This is a genomic window from Streptomyces sp. R302, from assembly GCF_012927245.1.
Taxonomy (GTDB): domain Bacteria; phylum Actinomycetota; class Actinomycetes; order Streptomycetales; family Streptomycetaceae; genus Streptomyces.
Genome location: NZ_JABBGE010000014.1, coordinates 23,575 through 42,691 on the forward strand (window position 1 = coordinate 23,575; position 19,117 = coordinate 42,691).

General features: G+C 72.5%; 18 protein-coding genes and 1 pseudogene. 11 read left to right on the forward strand and 8 right to left on the reverse strand.

The genetic code is table 11. The annotated features are described in order from the left end of the window. Nucleotides 1-1,503 (reverse strand): AMP-binding protein, encoded by a 1,503-nt coding sequence (locus HHL19_RS33130; protein ID WP_169094090.1) that lies wholly within the window; start codon nt 1,501-1,503, stop codon nt 1-3. Between the two features lie 143 nt (nt 1,504-1,646). Between HHL19_RS33130 and HHL19_RS33135 the strand changes: the two genes are divergently transcribed. Then, on the forward strand, nt 1,647-2,924 hold the full coding sequence (locus HHL19_RS33135) for a helix-turn-helix domain-containing protein (protein ID WP_169094091.1): 1,278 nt from the start codon (nt 1,647-1,649) through the stop codon (nt 2,922-2,924). 845 nt (nt 2,925-3,769) lie between these two features. Here the strand turns inward: HHL19_RS33135 and HHL19_RS33140 are convergent. Continuing rightward, the gene (locus HHL19_RS33140) at nt 3,770-4,675 is read right to left on the reverse strand and encodes an NADP-dependent oxidoreductase (protein WP_169094092.1); all 906 of its coding nucleotides are present in this window, start codon (nt 4,673-4,675) and stop codon (nt 3,770-3,772) included. A gap of 220 nt (nt 4,676-4,895) precedes the next feature. On the opposite strand from HHL19_RS33140, the gene HHL19_RS33145 reads away from it, so the two are divergent. Continuing rightward, nucleotides 4,896-5,798 (forward strand): helix-turn-helix transcriptional regulator, encoded by a 903-nt coding sequence (locus HHL19_RS33145; protein WP_169094093.1) that lies wholly within the window; start codon nt 4,896-4,898, stop codon nt 5,796-5,798. 788 nt (nt 5,799-6,586) lie between these two features. Here the strand turns inward: HHL19_RS33145 and HHL19_RS33155 are convergent. Further along, nucleotides 6,587-7,129, reverse strand: coding sequence for an ABATE domain-containing protein (locus tag HHL19_RS33155; protein ID WP_169094094.1), 543 nt, complete (start codon nt 7,127-7,129; stop codon nt 6,587-6,589). A gap of 106 nt (nt 7,130-7,235) precedes the next feature. Here HHL19_RS33155 and HHL19_RS33160 point away from each other — a divergent pair, with 106 nt between their 5' ends. The 3 genes from HHL19_RS33160 to HHL19_RS33170 all read left to right on the forward strand — a co-directional run bounded on the left by HHL19_RS33160 (nt 7,236) and on the right by HHL19_RS33170 (nt 9,036). After that, nucleotides 7,236-7,535, forward strand: coding sequence for a hypothetical protein (locus HHL19_RS33160; protein ID WP_169094095.1), 300 nt, complete (start codon nt 7,236-7,238; stop codon nt 7,533-7,535). A 77-nt stretch (nt 7,536-7,612) separates the two neighbouring features. After that, nucleotides 7,613-8,767: a DNA alkylation repair protein gene (locus HHL19_RS33165; RefSeq protein WP_169094096.1), complete on the forward strand. Its 1,155-nt coding sequence runs from the start codon at nt 7,613-7,615 to the stop codon at nt 8,765-8,767. Continuing rightward, nucleotides 8,764-9,036 (forward strand): hypothetical protein, encoded by a 273-nt coding sequence (locus HHL19_RS33170; RefSeq protein WP_169094097.1) that lies wholly within the window; start codon nt 8,764-8,766, stop codon nt 9,034-9,036. Before HHL19_RS33165 ends, HHL19_RS33170 begins: the two co-directional genes overlap by 4 nt. Nucleotides 9,037-9,157: 121 nt before the next feature. On the opposite strand, the gene HHL19_RS33175 is transcribed toward HHL19_RS33170, so the two are convergent. Together HHL19_RS33175 and HHL19_RS33180 are read right to left on the reverse strand one after the other, a co-directional pair. Further along, the gene (locus tag HHL19_RS33175; RefSeq protein ID WP_240982034.1) at nt 9,158-9,703 is read right to left on the reverse strand and encodes a hypothetical protein; all 546 of its coding nucleotides are present in this window, start codon (nt 9,701-9,703) and stop codon (nt 9,158-9,160) included. Between the two features lie 134 nt (nt 9,704-9,837). Then, nucleotides 9,838-10,284, reverse strand: a complete 447-nt coding sequence (locus tag HHL19_RS33180) for a MerR family transcriptional regulator (protein WP_169094099.1) — start codon at nt 10,282-10,284, stop codon at nt 9,838-9,840. Between the two features lie 246 nt (nt 10,285-10,530). On the opposite strand from HHL19_RS33180, the gene HHL19_RS33185 reads away from it, so the two are divergent. The 3 genes and pseudogenes from HHL19_RS33185 to HHL19_RS33195 form a co-directional block, all read left to right on the forward strand. Continuing rightward, nucleotides 10,531-10,884, forward strand: coding sequence for a hypothetical protein (locus HHL19_RS33185; RefSeq protein WP_169094100.1), 354 nt, complete (start codon nt 10,531-10,533; stop codon nt 10,882-10,884). 214 nt (nt 10,885-11,098) lie between these two features. Continuing rightward, on the forward strand, nt 11,099-12,295 hold the full coding sequence (locus tag HHL19_RS33190) for a globin domain-containing protein (protein WP_169094101.1): 1,197 nt from the start codon (nt 11,099-11,101) through the stop codon (nt 12,293-12,295). A 124-nt stretch (nt 12,296-12,419) separates the two neighbouring features. Beyond that, nucleotides 12,420-12,716: pseudogene (locus tag HHL19_RS33195) on the forward strand (flavodoxin domain-containing protein); the annotation flags it as partial. Nucleotides 12,717-12,830: 114 nt separating this feature from the next. On the opposite strand, the gene HHL19_RS33200 reads toward HHL19_RS33195, so the two are convergent. Next, the gene (locus HHL19_RS33200; RefSeq protein ID WP_169094102.1) at nt 12,831-13,700 is read right to left on the reverse strand and encodes a universal stress protein; all 870 of its coding nucleotides are present in this window, start codon (nt 13,698-13,700) and stop codon (nt 12,831-12,833) included. Between the two features lie 348 nt (nt 13,701-14,048). Between HHL19_RS33200 and HHL19_RS33205 the strand changes: the two genes are divergently transcribed. After that, nucleotides 14,049-14,918, forward strand: coding sequence for a universal stress protein (locus HHL19_RS33205; protein WP_169094103.1), 870 nt, complete (start codon nt 14,049-14,051; stop codon nt 14,916-14,918). A 185-nt stretch (nt 14,919-15,103) separates the two neighbouring features. Here the strand turns inward: HHL19_RS33205 and HHL19_RS33210 are convergent, their stop codons facing one another. After that, entirely contained in the window at nt 15,104-15,829 is a 726-nt protein-coding gene (locus tag HHL19_RS33210; RefSeq protein ID WP_169094104.1) for a response regulator transcription factor, read from the reverse strand. 400 nt (nt 15,830-16,229) lie between these two features. On the opposite strand from HHL19_RS33210, the gene HHL19_RS33215 reads away from it, so the two are divergent. Both HHL19_RS33215 and HHL19_RS33220 read left to right on the forward strand, forming a co-directional pair. Continuing rightward, on the forward strand, nt 16,230-16,556 hold the full coding sequence (locus HHL19_RS33215; RefSeq protein ID WP_169094105.1) for an STAS domain-containing protein: 327 nt from the start codon (nt 16,230-16,232) through the stop codon (nt 16,554-16,556). 145 nt (nt 16,557-16,701) lie between these two features. Beyond that, nucleotides 16,702-17,166, forward strand: a complete 465-nt coding sequence (locus HHL19_RS33220) for a pyridoxamine 5'-phosphate oxidase family protein (protein ID WP_169094106.1) — start codon at nt 16,702-16,704, stop codon at nt 17,164-17,166. Between the two features lie 164 nt (nt 17,167-17,330). Here HHL19_RS33220 and HHL19_RS33225 read toward each other — a convergent pair whose 3' ends face one another. Then, nucleotides 17,331-19,019 carry a GAF domain-containing sensor histidine kinase gene (locus HHL19_RS33225; protein ID WP_169094226.1) on the reverse strand — a complete coding sequence of 563 codons (1,689 nt, stop codon included), beginning with the start codon at nt 19,017-19,019 and terminating at the stop codon, nt 17,331-17,333. Between the last annotated feature and the right edge of the window lie 98 nt (nt 19,020-19,117).

A 19,117-nucleotide genomic window follows, 5' to 3' on the forward strand; every position in this document is an offset into this window, starting at 1 on the left:
TCAGGCTCCTGCGCTCTCGGCCCGGTCCTGGACGAGTTCTCGACGCAGCGTCGGCTTGTCGATCTTGCCGATGGGGTTCTTCGGGAGGGTCTCGACCAGGTGGATCCGGACGGGGATCTTCACCCGGGTCAGGTGCTCCCGGCAGCGCTCCAGGAGAGCGGCCGTGGAGAGCCCGGCACCGGGCAGGCCGGCGACGAACGCGACCGGCACCTCCCCGAAGACCTCGTCGGGCTCGCCGACGACGGCCACCTCCATGACTCCCGGGTGGGCGCCGATGACGGTCTCGATCTCCTTGGGATAGAGGTTCTCCCCGCCGCGGATGATCATGTCCTTGATCCGGTCCACGATGCGCAGGTAGCCGTCCTCGTCCAACACACCGACGTCACCGGTATGCAGCCAGCCGTCCCGCAACGTCTCGGCGGTGGCATCGGGGCGGCCCAGGTAGCCGCGCATCACGATCGGTCCCTGGACGACGACCTCGCCACGCCGGCCGCGCGGCAGCAGCTCGCCCTCCGCCGACATCACCTCGACCCGCACTCCGGGAAGCGCCGGCCCGACCGTCCCGGCCTTGATCACCCCGTCGACGGGGTTCGAGGTCGCCGCACAGCTGCACTCGGTCAGGCCGTAGCCCTCCACCAGACGGAAGCCGAAGCGCGCCTCGGTCGCCTCGAGCAGCTCCTTGGAGGCCGGAGCGGCCCCGCAGACGCCGAAGCGCACCGAGGAGAAGTCGGCCTCGCGCTGCTCCGCACACAGCTTCGCGTAGATCGTCGGCACCGCCGAGAAATACGTCGGCCGCAGCTTCTCCACCGCGTCGAAGAACGTGTCCGGGGTGAACCTGCCCATGACGCTCAGCCGCGCTCCCACCCGGAAGGGCGCGAGGAAGCTGACGCAGATCGCGTTGACGTGGAAGAGCGGCAGGAACAGCAGGCAGTGGTCGTCCCGCGTCAGGCGCATCGACTCGACCATGATCCTGGTCATCGCGTCGAGGTTCGCGTGGTCCAGCATGACCCCCTTGGGCCGGCCGGTCGAACCGCTGGTGTACACGAGGAGCGCGAGGTCTCCGGGCTCGACGCCCGGCATCGGCAACGTGCCTGCCGACGTCCGCCGCAGGTCGTCGACCGCCAGTCGCCGGACGTTCGACGCGCACTCCAACCCGGACTGGGTCACCAGGAGCGCCGCACCGGCGTCCTCCACCTGGTATCCCGCCTCGCTGGGAGTGAAGGCCGGATTGACGGGGGTGACGGCGGCGCCCAGCCGCCAGGCCGCGACCATCGCGACCAGGAGCTCGACCCGGTTGGGCAGCATCACCGCCACGACGGAGCCCCGGCCGACACCGGCCTCGGCGAACTGCTCGGCGGCGGCCTCCACCCATCCGTCGAACTCGGCGAACGTGAGCGAGACGGAGCCGTCACCGGCACAGCGCCGCCGCGCGAGCCGGGCGGCGGACTCGGGGCTCCGCTGCCAGGGCAAATAGGCCAGGGAAGGCGAGTGGGACAAGGTCATCAGCACTCCACGTCTCGGAACGATGCCTCGACGGTAGGAGTCCGCCCTACGCGCAGCACTGTGCCAGCGGCACAGAATGAGCGGGGCCTCTTGTGTCAACGACGTATTCTTTGTGGTACCGGGTCAGTGGAAGGGTGCTGAGCATGATGGTGAACGCCGGCCTGCCCGAGGTGCCCGAGCCCGGCACCGCCCTGATCTCCCTGGGCGAAGAGCTGGCCGCCCAGACCGAGGCCTTCACCGAGACGTTGTGCTCGGCGATGCTCGCGGGAATCCCCGGACTCCCCCAGGACGAGCTCATGCACCGCCTGCTGTACGCCAGCGTGCGCTCGAACATCGAGAAGGCAGCGCAGATCTACCAAGGCACCGTGGACCTCGAAACGATCAGCGCGCCCTCTCCCGCACTCGAATACGCTCGCCACCTCGCCCGCAGGCAGGCACCGCCGTGGGCGCTGGCACGGGCCTATCGCTGGGGACAGTTCATGCAGACCCAGTGGGCCATCGACACCCTCGCCCGGATTCTCGACCACCCGTCCCGGGAGGTGGCCGCCTTGCGCGAGCTCAACGGGATCAACTTCTGGTACATCGACCGCGTCTCCGAGTTGGTCCTGGTCGAGTACCAGGCCGAGCGCGACCGCTGGCTGGCGCATCGCAGCACGGTGAAGGCGGAGGCAGTGACACGGCTGCTCGACGGCGGCGACATCGACGTAGTCGCAACGGAAGACGCCTTGGGCTACCGGCTGCGCGAAACCCACGTGGCGGGAATCATCTGGGTCGACGAGCGGCACGCCGGCTCGGCCGACATCGCCGGCATCGAGGGCGCGGCACGGAAGTTGGCCAGTGCGGTGGGCATGACGGCCGAGCCGCTGTTCTGGCTCCGGGACCCGACGACCGCGTGGTGGTGGATCCCGGTGAGCGGCGACCGTGCGGAGATGCTCGACGCGCTGCGCTCGGCCGTCAGCGAGATCGCTCCACACCTCCGCGTGGCCGTCGGTCCCCGGGGCCGCGGCGTCGAGGGCTTCCGCGAGAGCCACCGCGACGCGTTGCTGGCCGAGCAGGTGGCGCGCATCGCGGGCGACCGCGCGCCCACCCTCGTATCGGCGAGCGACCAGGGTGTCCGCGCCGCCGCCCTGCTCGCGGCCGACCTGGAGGGCACCCGCCGCCTGGTCCGCAGCACGCTCGGACCCCTCGCGGCCGACACTCGCGCGGCCGCCGACCTTCGAGCCACGCTCCAGGTCTACCTGGAGGAAGGCGGCAGTCACACAGCGACGGCCAAGCGACTGCACATCCACAAGAACACCGTCGGCTACCGCCTCACCAAAGTCGCCGACATCTGTGGCAGCGCCCTGCGGGACAGCCGGGTGGAGCTCGAACTGGCGCTGGTGGCCTGCCAGTGGCTCGGCGCCGCCGCCCTCGGCGAATGAGCACCGGAGGCGCTCCGGGCCCAACCGCCCGCACCGGTTGCGTCGACAAAGGCGCCCGGCGACGGCCCCCCACCAGCGGTATCTCCGTCTCCCTGACCGCCGGCACCCTGGCACCCTGGCATCGATCCGCGCGAGCGGGTCGGCAAGCGAGGCGTTCCCCATACTCGGGGAAAGCAGGGCGGCTCACGCCGTTGTGAGCGGTTGGTCCGGGGCGGCGCCGACGCAGGAGCGCGAGTCCACGCCGTGTGCGAGCAGGGCGTGGCTCTCGGCCACCACTCCGGTTCCGTCCCGGACGCGACTCCGCATGTGCTTTGGCTCGGCGAGCGCGTTGCGCAGGCGGTGGTACCGGCAGCCCGAAACGCTCCGGACGCCGCGGGGCCGTTCTCGGCGCCGGAGTTGCATACGAGCCCCTGCCCCGGCCCGCGCGTGGGCGGGGCGGCTCACGTCCCGGGGCGGAGAGCCACGCCGGACAGGCACCGGCGCCCGGGATTCGTTCCCCGGCGAGCGCTTGATCAGCTTCAGCGACATCGATACTCGGCCGAACGGCGCGCGGGGGGGGGGCGGGCGTATGCGCTGCGCATCAGGGATGCCGATACGGACCGATCCCCACGTGGTACCTGCCTCCAGAGTGCCGCGGTGGAGCCCGGCACGGACACCGGCGCGACGCCGTCGCCCGGCAGACGCCATGGCGCCGAACTCCCCCTGCGGACCGCCGCCCCCGTCTTCCTGCCCCTTCCCGAGCCCGCCGGGCCTCCGGCCCTCCGACGCGCTCGGTGCGACGACGAGGGCCAGCTGCCCCCGCCACTCGGTCTGTCCCCCGCGTCGCCCCTCGGGCCGATGGGCCGTCAGAGAAGGAGAGCGAGCTTTCCGCGCACCCGGCCCGTGCTGCTGATGCGGTGCGCCTCCGCGGCCTCCTCCAGGGGCAGGACCGCCTGGACCTCGACGTCGACGGCACCGGCGTCGATGAGCGCGCCGATCCGGCGCAGCGCCTGGCCGTCGGGCGTCACGATGATCCGGCGGGCCGCGATGCCGGGCAGGCGGTGTGCCTCGTCCACGGGTTCCGGGAGCGTGACGAGGCTGCCGCCGGGGCGCAGGAGCCGCCAGGACGCGTGCTGCACCGGGCCTCCGACGGTGTCCAGCACGATGTCGAACGGATCCGCGGCGGCGAGGTCCGTCGTCGCCCGGTCGACCGGCTCGTCGGCGCCGAGCCGGCGTACGAAGTCCAGGTTGCGTGCGGAGGCGGTGGCGGTCACGTGGGCCCCGAGGTGCCGGGCGAACTGCACGGCGAAGTGCCCCACGCCGCCGGCACCCGCGTGCACCAGGACGCGCAGACCCGCCCTCGCTCCGGCCGCCTCCAGCGCCTGCCATGCCGTCAGCGCGGCCAGCGGCACGGCGGCGGCCTCGGCGTAGGACAGCCGGGCCGGCTTGGGCGCCACGGCGGAGGCGGGCAGGGCGGCCAGTTCCTGGTAGGCGCCGCCGTAGGGCAGCGGCAGCATCCCGTACACGGCCTCGCCGACCGCCGGGCCGCCCGGCACGGTGGACCGCACCACGCCCGCCACGTCCCAGCCCATCCCCAGCGGGAACGGCCGGTCGTTGCGGACGGCTCCTTCGCGGTGCTTCCAGTCGACCGGGTTCACCCCCGCGGCCTTGACCTCCACCAGGATCTCGCCGTCCGCCGGGGCCGGCGCCGGCCGCTCCGTGAGGTCCAGAACGCTTTCGTCGCCGTACCGGGAGAAGACCACCGCGCGCATAGAGGATGCTCCTGTCGTCCGTGCATGTCGTGTGCCGCCCCACGGGGAAGGCGCGGGGCGGCGTGAAGTGCGGTCGCACTCCCCGTACCTTCGCGCCGCCGAGGACGCGGAGCCATGCCCCCGCGAGTACCTGGCACCGGGGACGGCGGGACCGGCGCTCCGGAAGGGGGTACCGGCAGGGACAGGCACGGGGCAGCCGCCTGTGCGCATACTGGCGCGCATGAACCCAGCCAGCGAACTCGGCAGCTTCTTGATGTCGCGGCGCTCCCGCGTGACGCCGGAGGCGGCCGGGCTCCCCGTCCTCGATCGGCGCCGGGTCGCGGGGTTGCGCCGCGAGGAGGTGGCCGAACTCGCGGGCGTCAGCGCCGTCTACTACACGCGCCTTGAGCAGGGCCGCGCCCGCCGCCCCTCCGACGCTGTACTGGAGGCCCTGGCCCGTGCCCTGCGGCTCGATGCGACGGAGCGCGTACACCTGTACGACCTCGCGCACGGGGCCCGCGTCGCCGGCCGTGTCCCGCCCGTGGCCGCCGACGCGGCGCAGGACGAGAAACCCGTACGGGACGGACTCCGGCGGCTCCTGGCCGCGGTGGGCGCCGTCCCGGCGTACGTCCTGAGTCCCGCGATGGACGTCCTCGACGCCAACCACCTGGCCGGTGCCCTTCTCGGGGCCCCGGACCGGACGCCCGCGGGGCGGCTCAACCTCGCCCGGCACGTGTTCCTGGACGCGGCCGCCCGGGGGCTGTACCCGCGGTGGGCCGACGTGGCCCGCCAGACCGTCGGCTTCCTGCGCTTCTCCGCCGGCCGCCGGCCCGGTGACGTGCGCTTGGCCGGGGTCGTCGGCGAACTGAGCCGTCACAGCCCGGAGTTCCGTTCGCTGTGGGCGTCGCAGGAGGTACGGGAGAAGTCGTACGGCACCAAGAGCTTCCGGCACCCGGTGGCCGGCGGTTTCGACCTGACCTACGAGACGCTCGCGCTGCCGGGCGGCGAAGGCTGGTCCCTGGTCGTCTTCACGGCCCTCGACGCTCGTTCGGACGCCGCACTGAGGTTGCTCGCCAGTTGGACGGCGCCCGTCCCGGCCCGCGCCGAGGGAACCGGCAGCGCTGTTCACGTACCCCGCTCATGAATTGACGGACCAAACGATAGGGCCGGCACGCCAGGGGGAACGCCCCGCGGCTCGTCGCGGGCCAGTCGTGCTGCCGCGCCTGTCATCGAGGAGAGTCGGTCGTGGACGGTAGGGGGGGCGGGGCAGGGCGGCTGTCGCGGAGCGCGCTACGGCCGCTGGGGCCCGGCGATCCGCGGGAGATTTCCGGGTACCGGCTGCTCGCCCGCATCGGCGAAGGCGGCATGGGTTCGGTCTACTTGACTTGCACGCGCGGCAAGCAGCCCCTCGCGCTGAAGGTGATCCGCCGCGAGTACGCAGGGGCACCGGAGTTTCGCCCTGCTGGTCGCCCCCCTAAAGGGCGCGCAGGTGCTGTGCCGGGCGAGCGGCAGCACGGAGGCCTTCGAACGAGCCGCCCGTGCCGCACTGACGCTCTTCGCGGAATCCTGACGCGCGACGCACACACCTGACCGCCGCCGAACTCCCCCCGACCGCCGACCCCCGACCGCCGATCGCCGACCACAGGGCCGCCGACACCCCCGTCGGCACGACGTGCACCCCGGCCGGCCGGTGAGCGCCGACTCCCCTCCTCATTCATCCGTGCGCCCCTTGACTGCCGGAAGGCCGGACGGCAGCCGCCCCGGGGGCGGCACATGTCACGCATTTGAAGAGCTAGTCCGTGACATATGCCAATCGAGAGATCTCATGCGCCCCGAGCGACCGGACAAGGGGGCCCTGCCCGTCGGCGAACTCGTCCGCAACACGCGACGCCGGTCGTGGCGCGCCCGGCGACCGGCGGGACAGGTGCAGGATCAGTCGATGCCGCCCGCCCGACGGGCGGCACGCGCCCGGTTGCCGCAGCCGATCGAACACCACGCCTGATCTCGCCTGCGCGCGAGGAAGAACATCCCACAGCTCGGTGCCGGGCACTGCCGCAACCGCGTCTGCTCCGGTCCGGCGGCCAGCACGAGCGCCTGCCGGGCGACCGACCCCGCGACCGGCCCGCCGGCCTCCCGCTCCGCGAGGTGGCCTGCGTCGTCGACCCGGAACGTCACCGGAGCCCGTGCGGCCAGCGCGTTGAGTCGCACCCTCGCCGGCTCCGGCAGCGGCGCCTGCCGCGCCGCCGCCTCCAGCACGGCCCGGACCGGCACGCGCAGCTCCTCCAGATCCTCCCGGGGCAGGCCGGCGAGTTCCCGGTCGAGCGCCTTCTCCCGCCAGGACGCCAGGAGCTCCGGGTCGGCCAGCAGGTCGACGTCCCCGCCCGCGCGACCGGCTCCGACGACGACCGTGTTGGCCAGGTCGAGGACCGGCCGCTCGCCGATCCACGGCATCTCGCGCAGGTTCTTGAGGGTCATGCCATCAACTTACCGGACCCACGGATTCCCAGCATCAAAACCGTGATAGCTTCCACTCACGGATTTGGCGACTCAAAGTCGTGAGTTGAGAGATGAAGAGGTTCCCATGAGCATGACCATCGAGTACGTCCGCTTCGCCTGCGCCGACCCCGAGCAGCTGGCCTCCCACCGGGACCGGCTGGTCTCCGTCCTGCGCGAGCGGTACGGGTCCGACTTCCTCGGCGCGCACCTCGCCCGCTACGAGGACGGCTCGCTGATCGACCTCATCCTCTGGGCCTCCCCGGAGGTCGCGGCCCGCGCGGCGAAGGAGATGCCCGGGGATCCGGCCGCCGGGGACTTCTTCCGCCTGATCGGCGAGGTCCACGAGATGCGGCACGCCGAAGTGCTGCACAGCAGCCGCCAGTAGCCGAACCGGCACCTGCGGCCTGCCGCCGCGTGGAGCGGCACGCCGCGGATGCCGCAGCCGGACGAGAAGGGAGAGCCGTGCCCACGGCCGACGAACTGATCAACCCTCGCACCACGGACCTGCTGGCCTCCGTCATGGCGGCGGCCGGCGCCGCACCGGCCACCGCCCTCCGCGGCTGCGGAGCCCTCCTGGAGGGCCTCGCCTTCAGCCGACGCGTCACCGCGGTGAAGGAAGCCGTCCTCGCCGACCTCCCGGACGCCTACCCGGCCTTCGCCGAGGTCGTCCGCACGGCCCTGAGCAGGTCCGACTTCACCGGATGGATGACCTTCCCCGTCAACGCGGCGGTCGCCGAACGCGCGCTGGCGTGCGACGTGTTCGAACCGGCCCTCGATCTGCTCACCGCGCTCACTCCGCGGCTCACCGCGGAGATGGCCGTACGTCCCTTCCTCCGCGAGGACCTTCACCGGGCCCTGCGACCGGCCCTCGCATGGACCGGCCACCCCGATCCCCACGTGCGACGCCTCGCAAGCGAGGGCACGCGCCCGCGCCTCCCGTGGGCGCCCCGGCTCACCGCGCTCGTCACGGACCCGACCCCCGCCCTGCCCCTCCTGGACGCGCTCCACCAAGACCCGAGCGAGTACGTGCGACGTTCCGTGGCCAACCACCTCAACGACATCAGCCACGACCATCCCGATACCGCGGTCGCCACCGCCGCCCGGTGGCTCGCCAGGCCCGCCCCCACCACACCGGCCCTGGTCCGGCACGGCCTGCGGACCCTCGTCAAGGCCGGCCGGCCCGACGCCCTGGCGCTCCTCGGACACGATCCCGACATCCGTGTCCAGGTCGTCGGCCCCGACGTCCACACGCCCGAGGTCCGCCTCGGAGAGCACCTCGTGTTCGGCCACGAGATCACCAACACCGGCACCCGTGACGCCCATCTCGCCCTCGACTACGTCATCCACCACCGCAAGGCGAACGGCGCCCTCACTCCGAAGGTCTTCAAGCTGACCACCCGCACCCTCGCCCCGGGAGAGCGCTGGTCGGCCGTCCGCCGGCACTCCTTCCGGGAACTCACCACGCGCCGCTACCACTTCGGCGTCCACCGCGTGCAACTCCAGGTCAACGGGCGGCCCCGAGGGTTCTCCGCCTTCACCCTCGGGCCTCCGTCGGACCCGGCCCTCGCCGCGCCGGACGGCAGCACTGATCATCGCCACGAGGGAGGGGCCCGATGAACGGCACGACCGAGACCTCCGGGGTGGGCGGAGTGATCTTCATGGCGGTGATGTCGGCCGTACTGTTCTGTGTCTTCGCCTTCGCGCATGTGGCCTTCTTCCTCACCCCCGAAGCCTGGCGGGAGAACTCGGCGGGGCAACGAGCCTGGGGCGTCGTCGGCGTCCTCGTCCTCGCCGCGATCGCCGTGCTCGCCGTGCTGTTCTTCGCCCACGGCATGGAAGCCTGCCGCGCGGACGAGGCAGCCTGCCCCCGGCCCGACTACCGGTGAGCGACGTGGCGGTCGACGGACCGCCCAGCCCCTGAACCGCGGTGACGCGCACCCGTACCACCGGCCGCGGAAGGACAGTGCCGGGCCGCCCCGTCGGGGTGGCCCGGCACTGTCCTTCCGGCTACGCCGCCTCGGTCACCATGACCGAAGCCCGGGCGGACGCCCGCAGCCGACGGGCGAAGACGGCCGCCAGCAGCCCCATGAGCAGCAGGATCGGCAACGCTTCCAGCGCGGCCAGTTCGGGACGGGCCACACCCGCGACGCTGACCAGCACGAAGGCGCCCGCCGCCACGATCGCCGCGCGGAGCAACCGGGTGCGCGCGGGAAGCCCCAGGGCGAGGAAGGCGACACCGGTGGTGGCGGCGGCCGTCTTGAGCTGAGCGATCACGTACAGGGTCATCATCGGCGCCGCCGGGACCGGTTCCATCACGGACGCCTGCGCCGCGTGAACGGCGAGAACGGCGTTCTCCACCATGTCCAGGGTGCCGGCCGTGACCATGGCGCCGAGGCTGAGCGTTCCGAGCGGGCGGGAGACGGTCAGAGCTCCGGCCGCGGCGAAGGTGGTCAGGTAGGCGACGACGAAGAGGGTGTCGACGGCCATCCACGACAACACGGCGTCCGCGCTGTGGTCGAGGGGCTCCATGAATGCGGCCGGGGACAGCGGCACGTCCGTGGGCTGAAGGTGCACATCCGCGTGAACGGCGGAAAGGACCGGGAAGACGACCGCGCACGCGAAGGTCACCAGAGCCCCGATCAGGCCGGCCCTATGGAGGGCACGGGCCGAGGGCGTCAAGGGTGTGCTCACCGGGCGTCCTCCGTCCCCGGGAGCGGCACGAGGCCGCCGGTGGTGAAGTCGTCGCCGTCCCGATGGGACTCCATCCGCTCGACGACGCGCACGAGCCGGTCGCGCAACCCGGTGAGTTCCTCCACCTGTCGCTCGACGGCCGTGATCCGCCCCCGCAGCACCTCGACGGCGTGCGTCACCGGGCAGTCCGGGACCTGCTCGCAGGCATCCGCCAGCTCCTTGATCTCTTCCAGCCTCAGACCCAGGCGTTGACCGACCCGGATGAAGTCGAGCCGGTCGAGCGCCTCGGGCGGGTACCGGCGGTGATCACCGGCGGTCCTCTCCACGGCTGGGAGAAGTCCCTCCCGCTCGTAGAAGCGGATGGCGTCCACCGAGACACCACCGGCGCGCGCCAGTGCTCCGATGCTGAACCGGGAAACTCCCGGCAGGATGGCTGTGGTCATGCACCCGACGCTAGATCCTGGACCGGACTCCAGATTCAACCCCTCCCCTCGTGACCTCCACCACACCGCATCGTGAACGAACCCCCTCCGACGCATGCCGGAGAGAGCCGCCGGGTCTTCGCGGACAGAGACTTGGACAGCAGATTCTCTGGAACCATGGCTCGATCGAGCCCGACCCGGTGCTCGGTTGTTCGTCGGCCGAAAGCGGAGGGCGAGGCGGCGGCGGAGGGCGAGCCGGCGGCAGCGTTGCTCGAGACGCTCTCCAGGACCAACCGGCTCCAGGATGATCTGGTGAAGGCCGGCCACCCTCAGGACCGACACGACGGCAGGGACGCCGCCCGTGCACGAGGCCGGCCTCACGACCGCACCGCCGCCCTGGCGCCCCGCGCCCCGAGCGACCTGGCCGACGCCCTCCTGATCTGCACTACTGGCAACGCGGTCGTCGGCAGAGGCACCACGCCCCTCTCCCTGCGGAGCATGGCGAGGGTCGCCGCCTTCGAGACGCTCACAGGCAAGCCTCACTCCGGCATGCTCGGCGGCACCATCCCGGACGCCCTCGCCGCCCCCGCCGCCCTCGTCGCCCAGGGCTGTCGGCGCTGATCACACCGGGACCATGGCTCCTTCGTCGTGTCCTACGTACGGGCCTCTGGTCCCGGCGCGCGCGACCCGGACCGGACCGGGAGGCCCTGACCACCGGGACCATGGTCCCGCGTCCTGCGTACACGAGGAGCAGGGCGGTCCTGAGCTGTTAAACCAGAGGGTGCCTGCCGCTGCCCAGCGGCAACTCTTCTCCGCTTCCTCTCTCAGGAGTGTCATGCTGTCTGCCGAGTCGGCCTCGCTGATCCGGGCCACCCTGCCTGCCGTCGGCGGGGCACTGGACGAGATAACCACCCGCTTCTACGCCGCGATGTTCGCCGAGCACCCCGAACTGCTGGACGGTATGTTCAACCGCGGGAACCAGGCCAGCGGCGCACAACGCCGGGCACTGGCCGGGTCGATCGCCGCCTTCGCCGGAGCGCTGCTGACCGACCCCGGCGCCCGCCCGGACACCCTGCTCGCCCGCATCGCCCACAAGCACGTGGCCGTCGGCGTCACCGAAGACCAGTACACGATCGTGCACAAGTACCTGTTCGCCGCCATCGCCGACGTCCTGGGCGAAGCGATCACCCCGGACGTCGCGGCCGCCTGGGACGAGGTCTACTGGCTGATGGCCGGGGCCCTCATCGCCCAGGAAGCGCGCCTCTACCTCGAAGCGCAGGTACGGCCCGGACACCCCTGGCGGCAGTGGACCGTCGTCGAGCGCCGCCAAGAGACCCCCGACACCGTCTCCTTCCTGCTGCGCCCCGCCGACGGCGCCCCCGCCCCTCGCGCCCGGGCCGGGCAGTACGTCAGCGTGCGCGTGCGGATGCCCGACGGAGTGCACCAACTCCGCCAGTACAGCCTCTCCTCGGCCCCTGGCGACCAGACGCGCCGCATCACCGTCAAGCGCGTGACCGGCGGAGGAGCCCCCGACGGCGAAGTGTCCAGCCTGCTGCACCACACCCTCCGAGCCGGCGACGAGCTCACCCTTTCCGCCCCCTTCGGCGACATCGTGCTGGACGATGCGGACACGCCGCTGGTACTGGTCTCCGCCGGCATCGGCTGCACCCCGATGGTCTCCATGCTCGAGCACCTGGCGTCCACCACACCCACCCGGCCCGTCACGGTCCTGCACGCCGACCGCTCACCCGCCGACCACGCGCTGCGCGCCGACACCCGCCGGCTGGTCGGCACGCTGCCGAATGCGCGCGCCACATTCTGGTACGAGCACGGCGCGGTGGAAGAGCCCGGCTCCCAGGCGGGGTTGATGGACCTCAGTACGCTCGAACTGTCCACCGACGCGAGCGTGTACCTGTGCGGCCCGCTCCCCTTCATGCGCGAGGTCAGGGCGCAACTGCTGCGCGGCGGAATCCCCGCCCGCACCATCCGTTACGAGGTCTTCGGCCCCGATCTGTGGCTGGCCGACGCCTGACGGCTGCCACCCGGATCGCGTTCCCGGCGAACGGCCCCCGGTGGACCGCTTCGGCCGCAAGGGGCCTGCAGGCCCCGAGCTGGTCCCCCACAGGTCCCTTGCCATCGTCTTGGGAAAGCGGAGGATCAGAGGGGGACAAGGAGGTGAGGACAGTGTCGCAACGCGTACTGATCACCTACGGGACGAAGGACTGGAGACGGGCCTGCGGCCACCCTCGGAGGTGGCGGACGGGACGCCCTACGACGCGGTTGTGATCGGTGGTGCCCTCTACACGGGCCGTTGGCACCGTGACGCCAGGCGCTTCTCGCGTCGGCACCGCCCTACGCTGCGGGGAAAGTCCGTCTGGCTGTTCAGCAGCGGCCCGCTTGCCCCTTCGGCATCGGAGCGGGAGATCCCGCCTGTGCCCGGCGCACGGCGCGCGCAGCGTCGTACCGGCGGACGGACCCGCTGGGGCGGCTCGGCTGCCCCGCCTGTCCTGGGCGCACGCGGAACGAGCGTGAATCGTCGGTGTGGGCCGCTCGGCCGACGGACCCGTTCAGTCGTGCGGGACGACCGCGACCGGGGCCAGGCAGTGGTGCAGGACCGCGTGCGTGACGGTGCCGATGTGGGTACCGATCCGCGCGCGCCGGATCCTGCGGCCGACGACGACGAGCCGGGCGTCGTGCGACAGCTCCATCAGGTCCTGCGCCGGCCGGCCCTGGCGGCAGTCGCGCACCACCGGCACGCCCGGGAACTTCTCGGTCCAGGGGGCCAGCGCCTCGTCGAGCGCCCGCCGCGCGTCTTCGGCGACCTCCGTCGTGAGCAGCGGCAGTACGCCGCCCATGTCGGGCCCGTAGAGCGCGGGGACGGCCCAGCTGTGGACCACCCGCAGGTCGCAGCCGTACCGGTCGGCCGCGGCGAAGCCGAAGGCGAGCACCTCGTCGCCGGGGGCGGACACGTCCAGACCGATGACCACCTCCCCCGTACGGTCCTGCTCGGGCTCCAGGGGGTCGTGCGGGCGGACGAGGACGACGGGGCGGCGCGTACGGGCGAGTACGGCCAAGGAGACCGACCCCGCGAGGAAGCCGGCCAGGCCGCCCAGACCGCGGGAGCCGAGCACCAGCGGTTCCGCTTTCTCCGCAGCGGCGCACAGCACCTCCACCGGGTCGCCGACCGCCCATTCCCCCTCGACGTCCAGGCCCGGGTGGTGGCGCCGCAGCCGCCTTTCGGCGATGGCGAGCGTCCGCTCGCCCCATCCGCGTGCCGTCGCCGGGTCGACCACACGGGTCCGGGGATCCTCGTCGACGCTCCAGGCGCGGAGCAGCCGCAGCGGCACGGCACGGCGCAGTGCCTCCCGGGCGGCCCACTGCGCGGCGGCGAGGCTTTCCGGGGATCCGTCGAGGCCGACGGTGACGGTACGGGACATGGGGACTCCGTGGGTGTGGCGGCCCGGGGGCCGGATGCGGCATACACGTGCGGCCTTCCGGGGCTCCCGAGGGAGATGGCCGGCCGGCACTTGAGGCGCCCTGTCGGGCTGGCCTGCCCCTCCACAGTGGTCGGCCCGGATGTCTTGCGCAGGGGGCCGAAGGTCCTGGTCGCGGGCCGGTGGACCTCGCGGCCGCGCATCACCGGCTGGACGGCCACGACGCCGTGACCGAACGGCCGGGAGACAGGGCCGATGGGCCCTCGGCGGATCGCTGCCCCTCACGGATGCTGAGGACAGGAAAGGGCGGCCGAAGCGGCCAGGCCCGTCGGACGTATGGAGGCACCCCCCATGACCAGCGTCATCACTGTAGGAGTGGACGGTTCCGCGGAAAGTCTGGCAGCGGCCGACTGGGCGGCGGGGGAAGCCGCACTGCGCGGGATGCCGCTGCGCATCGTGCACGCCTGGCTCTGGCAGCCGGTGGACGTCCCCGTCGTCCAGGACAAGGAGACGCAGGCCAAGTCCGCCCACACAGTGCTCCGCGAAGCCGAGACGCACGTCGCGGAACGGCACCCGGATCTCGAGGTCACCGCCGAAGTGGTCCAGGACACCGCGGTCGCCGCTCTCCTGAGGGAGGCCGAAGCGTCCGAGATGCTGGTGCTGGGTTCGCGGGGACACGGGGCGTTCGTCGGGTTCCTCCTCGGCTCCTACGGCCGGCAGGTGATCGCCGCCGCGAAGCGGCCCGTCGTCTCCGTGCGCACCCGTGACGGGCTGACGCAGACGGAAGGCGGCGAGGTCGTCGTGGGCCAGCAGGGCACGCCGGAGGACAGCGACGCGGTGCTCGGCTTCGCCTTCGAGGAGGCGGCCGCACGCGGCGCGGCCCTGCGGGCGGTACGGGCCTGGACCCTGCCGCCGATCTTCGCCTACAGCCCCGGCTCGATGATCCTCGCGAACGAGGCCGGAGCGCTGGAGCCGTTCGAGAAGAAGGCCCTGGCGGAGGCGCTCGCCCCATGGCGAACCCGGTTCCCCGACGTCCCGGTGACCGAGCACGTCGAGATCGGCAGCGCGGGGCAGGTACTGCTGTCGGCCGTGTCGAACGCGCAGCTGCTCGTGGTCGGCCGAAGGACGCGCCGCGCGCCCGTCGGTACCCGCATCGGATCGGTCGCCCACGCCGCCCTGCATCATGCCCCCTGCCCCGTCGCTGTCGTTCCGCACGACTGAGCCCGCCCGCTTCGGAGCGTGCCCCGGCCGGGGCGGTGGGCGGTGACGCCGCCGGACGGCCGAAAGGTGCAGAGGCCCGGCGGTCGCCCGCCGGGCCGGATGCGCACATCAGCCCCTGCTCGAGACCCGAGGGGTACCGAGGAGGGGCTTCGTCGTCGACTCGTCGCCGTGCGCGGAGGGCGACGTCAGATCCGCTGTCGGGCGTCGCGCCCGGCCGAACCCACCTGGTCGCCGTGGGCGGCCAGGGCCTGGGTGGCGATGACGGCGGCCTGCACGCGGCGTTCCACGCCCAGCTTGGCCAGCAGCCGGGAGACGTTGTTCTTGACCGTCTTCTCCGCCAGGTAGAGCCGCTTGCCGATCTGTCGGTTCGTCAGCCCCTCTCCCACCAGTGCGAGGATCTCCCGCTCCCGCTCCGTCAGCCCCGGAAGCCCCTGCGGCTGCTCCTCCTGAGGGGAGCCGCCACGAAGCCGGGCCATCACCCGGGCCGTGGCGCCGGGGTCCAGCATGGACTGGCCGGAGGCCACCGTACGGACGGCGGTGACCAGGTCGGTGCCGGTGATCTGCTTGAGGACGTACCCGGACGCGCCGGCCATGATCGCGTCGAGCAGTGCCTCTTCGTCGTCGAACGACGTCAGCATCAGGCAGGCCAGATCGGGCATACGCGAGCGCAGCTCGCGGCAGACGCTCACGCCGTCCCCGTCAGGCAGGCGGACGTCGAGGACGGCGACCTGCGGGCGCAGCGCGGGCACCCGCACCAGCGCCTGCTCGACCGTGCCGGCCTCTCCGACCACGGTCAGATCGGGCTCGGCGTCCAGCAGATCATGCACACCGCGGCGCACCACCTCATGGTCGTCGAGAAGGAAGACCCTGACCGGTTCCTTCTCGGTGAGGCCACCGCTGCTGTCTGTCATCGCATACTCCGTGTTCGCCGGATTCTCCGCCCCTAAGGGCGCGCCCCACGCATCGTGCCGTGCGCGTGGGACCATCGCCCAGGGCCGGATGGCCCTCATATCCCGGCCAGGCCCCGCGGATGCCGCGCCCGATGCCGCAGAGCCCCGTGCACCCCCCCCTGCGGCCGACGATCACGATCCGGGTGAACGGCGGGCGCCCGTCGGCGCCACCGTCGCGTCCGGCCCCATGTCCCCGCCGACACGACGAGGCACGGCCGCGAGGGACCTTCGACCCTCCGGGTACGGGCCCGCTTGGACCTGCTGCCCCCACCCGCGCTCTGGTGGACTTCCTCGCGTCGGTACGGCCGGGCCCATCAGGGCCCCGGGACGCCGCCTGGACCAAGAAAGCAGGGCTGCCGCCATGACGACGCCCCCGATCAGCCTGACCACGACTCCACTGGACCCCAGCACGACGACAGTCGCCCTGGCCGGGGAACTCGACGTCTACACCGTCGCCCATATCGAGGAGACGCTGACCCACCTCGCCGGAGGGACCGAGCGCGAATTGCTGCTCGACCTGGCGGACGTCACCTTCTGCGACAGTTCCGGCGTCGCCCTGTTCCTGCGCGTGCACCGCCGATGCGTGGCGGCCGGCGTGCGCTTGAGCCTCTGCCGCATCCAGCGGCTTCCCGCTCGCGTCATCCGCGGCCTGGGCGTGGACCGCGCCGTGTCCTGTTCCTTCGCCTGACCCATCGGAGGGATCCGGCCGGGGGCGGTCACGGAACCGCACGCCGAAAGGTCCGTTCGGCCCTACTGAGGCAGCGCGTGACGGGAGACGCTGGACGGAGGCGGCGAAGGCGCCCAGGACCGAGCTGGAGCAGAAGGTGGGCACGATGAAGGACGAAGCCACGCACACCGCGGTGGACGGCCGCCGTGAGGCGGTGGCGCCCCGGCGGATGCGACCGCTCGACCGTGCCGAGGCCCTGCGACTGCTCGGCAGCGTCTCGCTCGGGCGTATCGTCTTCACGCAAGCGGCCCTCCCCGCCATCCGCCCGGTCAACCACCTCATGGACGGCGAGGACATCATCGTCCAGCTGCACGACGGCGCCACGCTCGCCTCCATCGTGACGCCCACCCAGGCCACCGGCGTCGTGGTGGCCTACGAGGCGGATGCCATCGACCCCGAGACGCACATCGGCTGGAGCGTGGTGGTCACCGGATACGCCCACCGGGTCACCGACGAGGGCCAGCTCGCGCGCTTCGCCGCCCGTCTGCGCCCCTGGGTGCAACACCCCGCCATGAACTCCGCGTTGCGCATCCGGCCGGACCTGGTGACGGGCTTGCGGCTCACCGTATAGGGCAGGCCTGCCAGTCGTACCGGATGACCCGGTCCTGCGACGGCGGGACCGTCTCCGCCGCGATCGCTCACCCGCTCCGCGGCCGGGCCAGGACACCGGGTGAACCCTCGAGCGCGTCCCGCGCCCCGACTGCACCGGCTGTGCCCCGGCAGCACAGCCGGCGGTCACTCAGCGGGGCCGGAGGAGAGAGGCGCGCGCCACACCAGCCGGCTGCCGCCGCCGTCCGGACGTCCGATCTCCAGGGTCCCGCCCACGCCGCGGGCACGCTCTTCGAGGTTTCCCAGGCCGCTGCGCCTGCCGTCCGCGGGAATACCCCTGCCGTTGTCCGTCACGGTGAGGACGACTTCGTCGGAGGTGGCTTGCAGGGCGACCTCGACCCGCGTGGCGTGCGCATGGCGTGCGGCGTTGCTGAGCATCTCGGTCAGGGCCGCCGTGACGTGATCTGCCACCTGCGGGGGGACGTCGGTGTCCAGCAGGCCCTCCATGCTCAGGCGGGGCGGGAAGCCGAGCGTCGTCGCCGTCTCGCCCACGGCGCGGGCCACGCGTGCGCGCAGGCTCGGCCCGGTGTCCTCCTCACGTGCCCGCAGGCCGAAGATCGTGGAGCGAATGATCTTGATGGTTTCGTCGAGGTCCGCGACGGCCCGCGAGACCCGTTCGGCGGCGCCCTCGTGCTGCACGAGGCGGGCGGCGCTCTGCAGCGTCATGCCGGTCGCGAACAGACGCTGGATGGCCAGGTCGTGCAGGTCCCGGGCGATGCGGTCGCGGTCCTCGAGGAGCGCGAGCTGCTCGGCGTCGCTGCGGCGCTCGGCCAGCTCGAGGGCGAGCGCGGCCTGTCCTGCGAAGGCCAGCAGCGGCTCCAACTCCGCTTCGGTGAAGACCGGGTCCCCTTGGTGCCGGGCCAGCAGCAGGACACCACGGGTGTCCTTGGCGGCGGTGCCCAGGGGCACGGCGACCGCCGGGCCCAGTCCGTCGAAGCGGCGGGGCCCGGCGGTGTACCGGTCGTCCTCCGCGAGGCCGGCGGTGGTCACGGGCGCGCCGGCCTGGTAGGCGGCGCCGGAAAGGGTGCCTCCGACCGGTACCACCAGGCCGCGACGGGTTTCGCCGCCGGCGCCGATGGCCAGCTCGACGACGAGGTCGTCCGTCCCGGTGACGGGCACGGAGACGTCGGCGAGCGCTGCTCCGGTGATCTCCTGGGCGCGGCGGGCGATGAGTTCCAGCACCGCCAGCCGCGGGCTGCCGGAGAGCAGGCTGTTGGTGATCTCCGCGCTCGCCCGCAGCCATCGCTGCTGGCGCTGCGACGCCTCGTACAGGCGCGCGTTGTCGATGGCGACCCCGGCGGCGACGGACAGCGTGGAGATGACCGACTCGTCCTCGGCGTCGAAGTCCACGCCGCCGTGCTTGTCGGTCAGGTAGAGATTGCCGAAGACCTCGTCGCGGACGCGGATGGGCACACCCAGGAACGTCCGCATCGGCGGGTGGTGGGCGGGAAAGCCGTAGGACGCCTCATGGGCGCCGAGGTCCGTCAGACGCAGCGGCTCGGGGTTGCGGATCAACTCGCCCAGAATGCCGTGCCCGGCCGGCAGGGGACCGATCTTCGCGATCTCTTGCTCGGTCAGGCCGACGGTGAGGAACTGCGACAGCGTCCGACCGTCGGGCCCGATCACTCCGAGCGCGGCGTACTGGGCGTCGACGAGCAGCGCGGCGGCTTCCACGATGCGCCGCAGCACCTGGGCGAGGTCCAGTTCGCGGCCTACGGAGACGACGGCCTCCAGGAGGCTGTGCACACGGTCCCGGGTGCTGCGTGCGGCGTTGATGCGCGCCTGCAGCTCCTCCAGCAGCTCGTCGAGCCGCATCTGGGGCATCCGCGACAGCGGCTCCTCCACGCCCACTGGGCCTCCTCCGTCGATCACCCGCCCGTACCGTGACAGCCTAATGGCCGAGCGGGTGACCC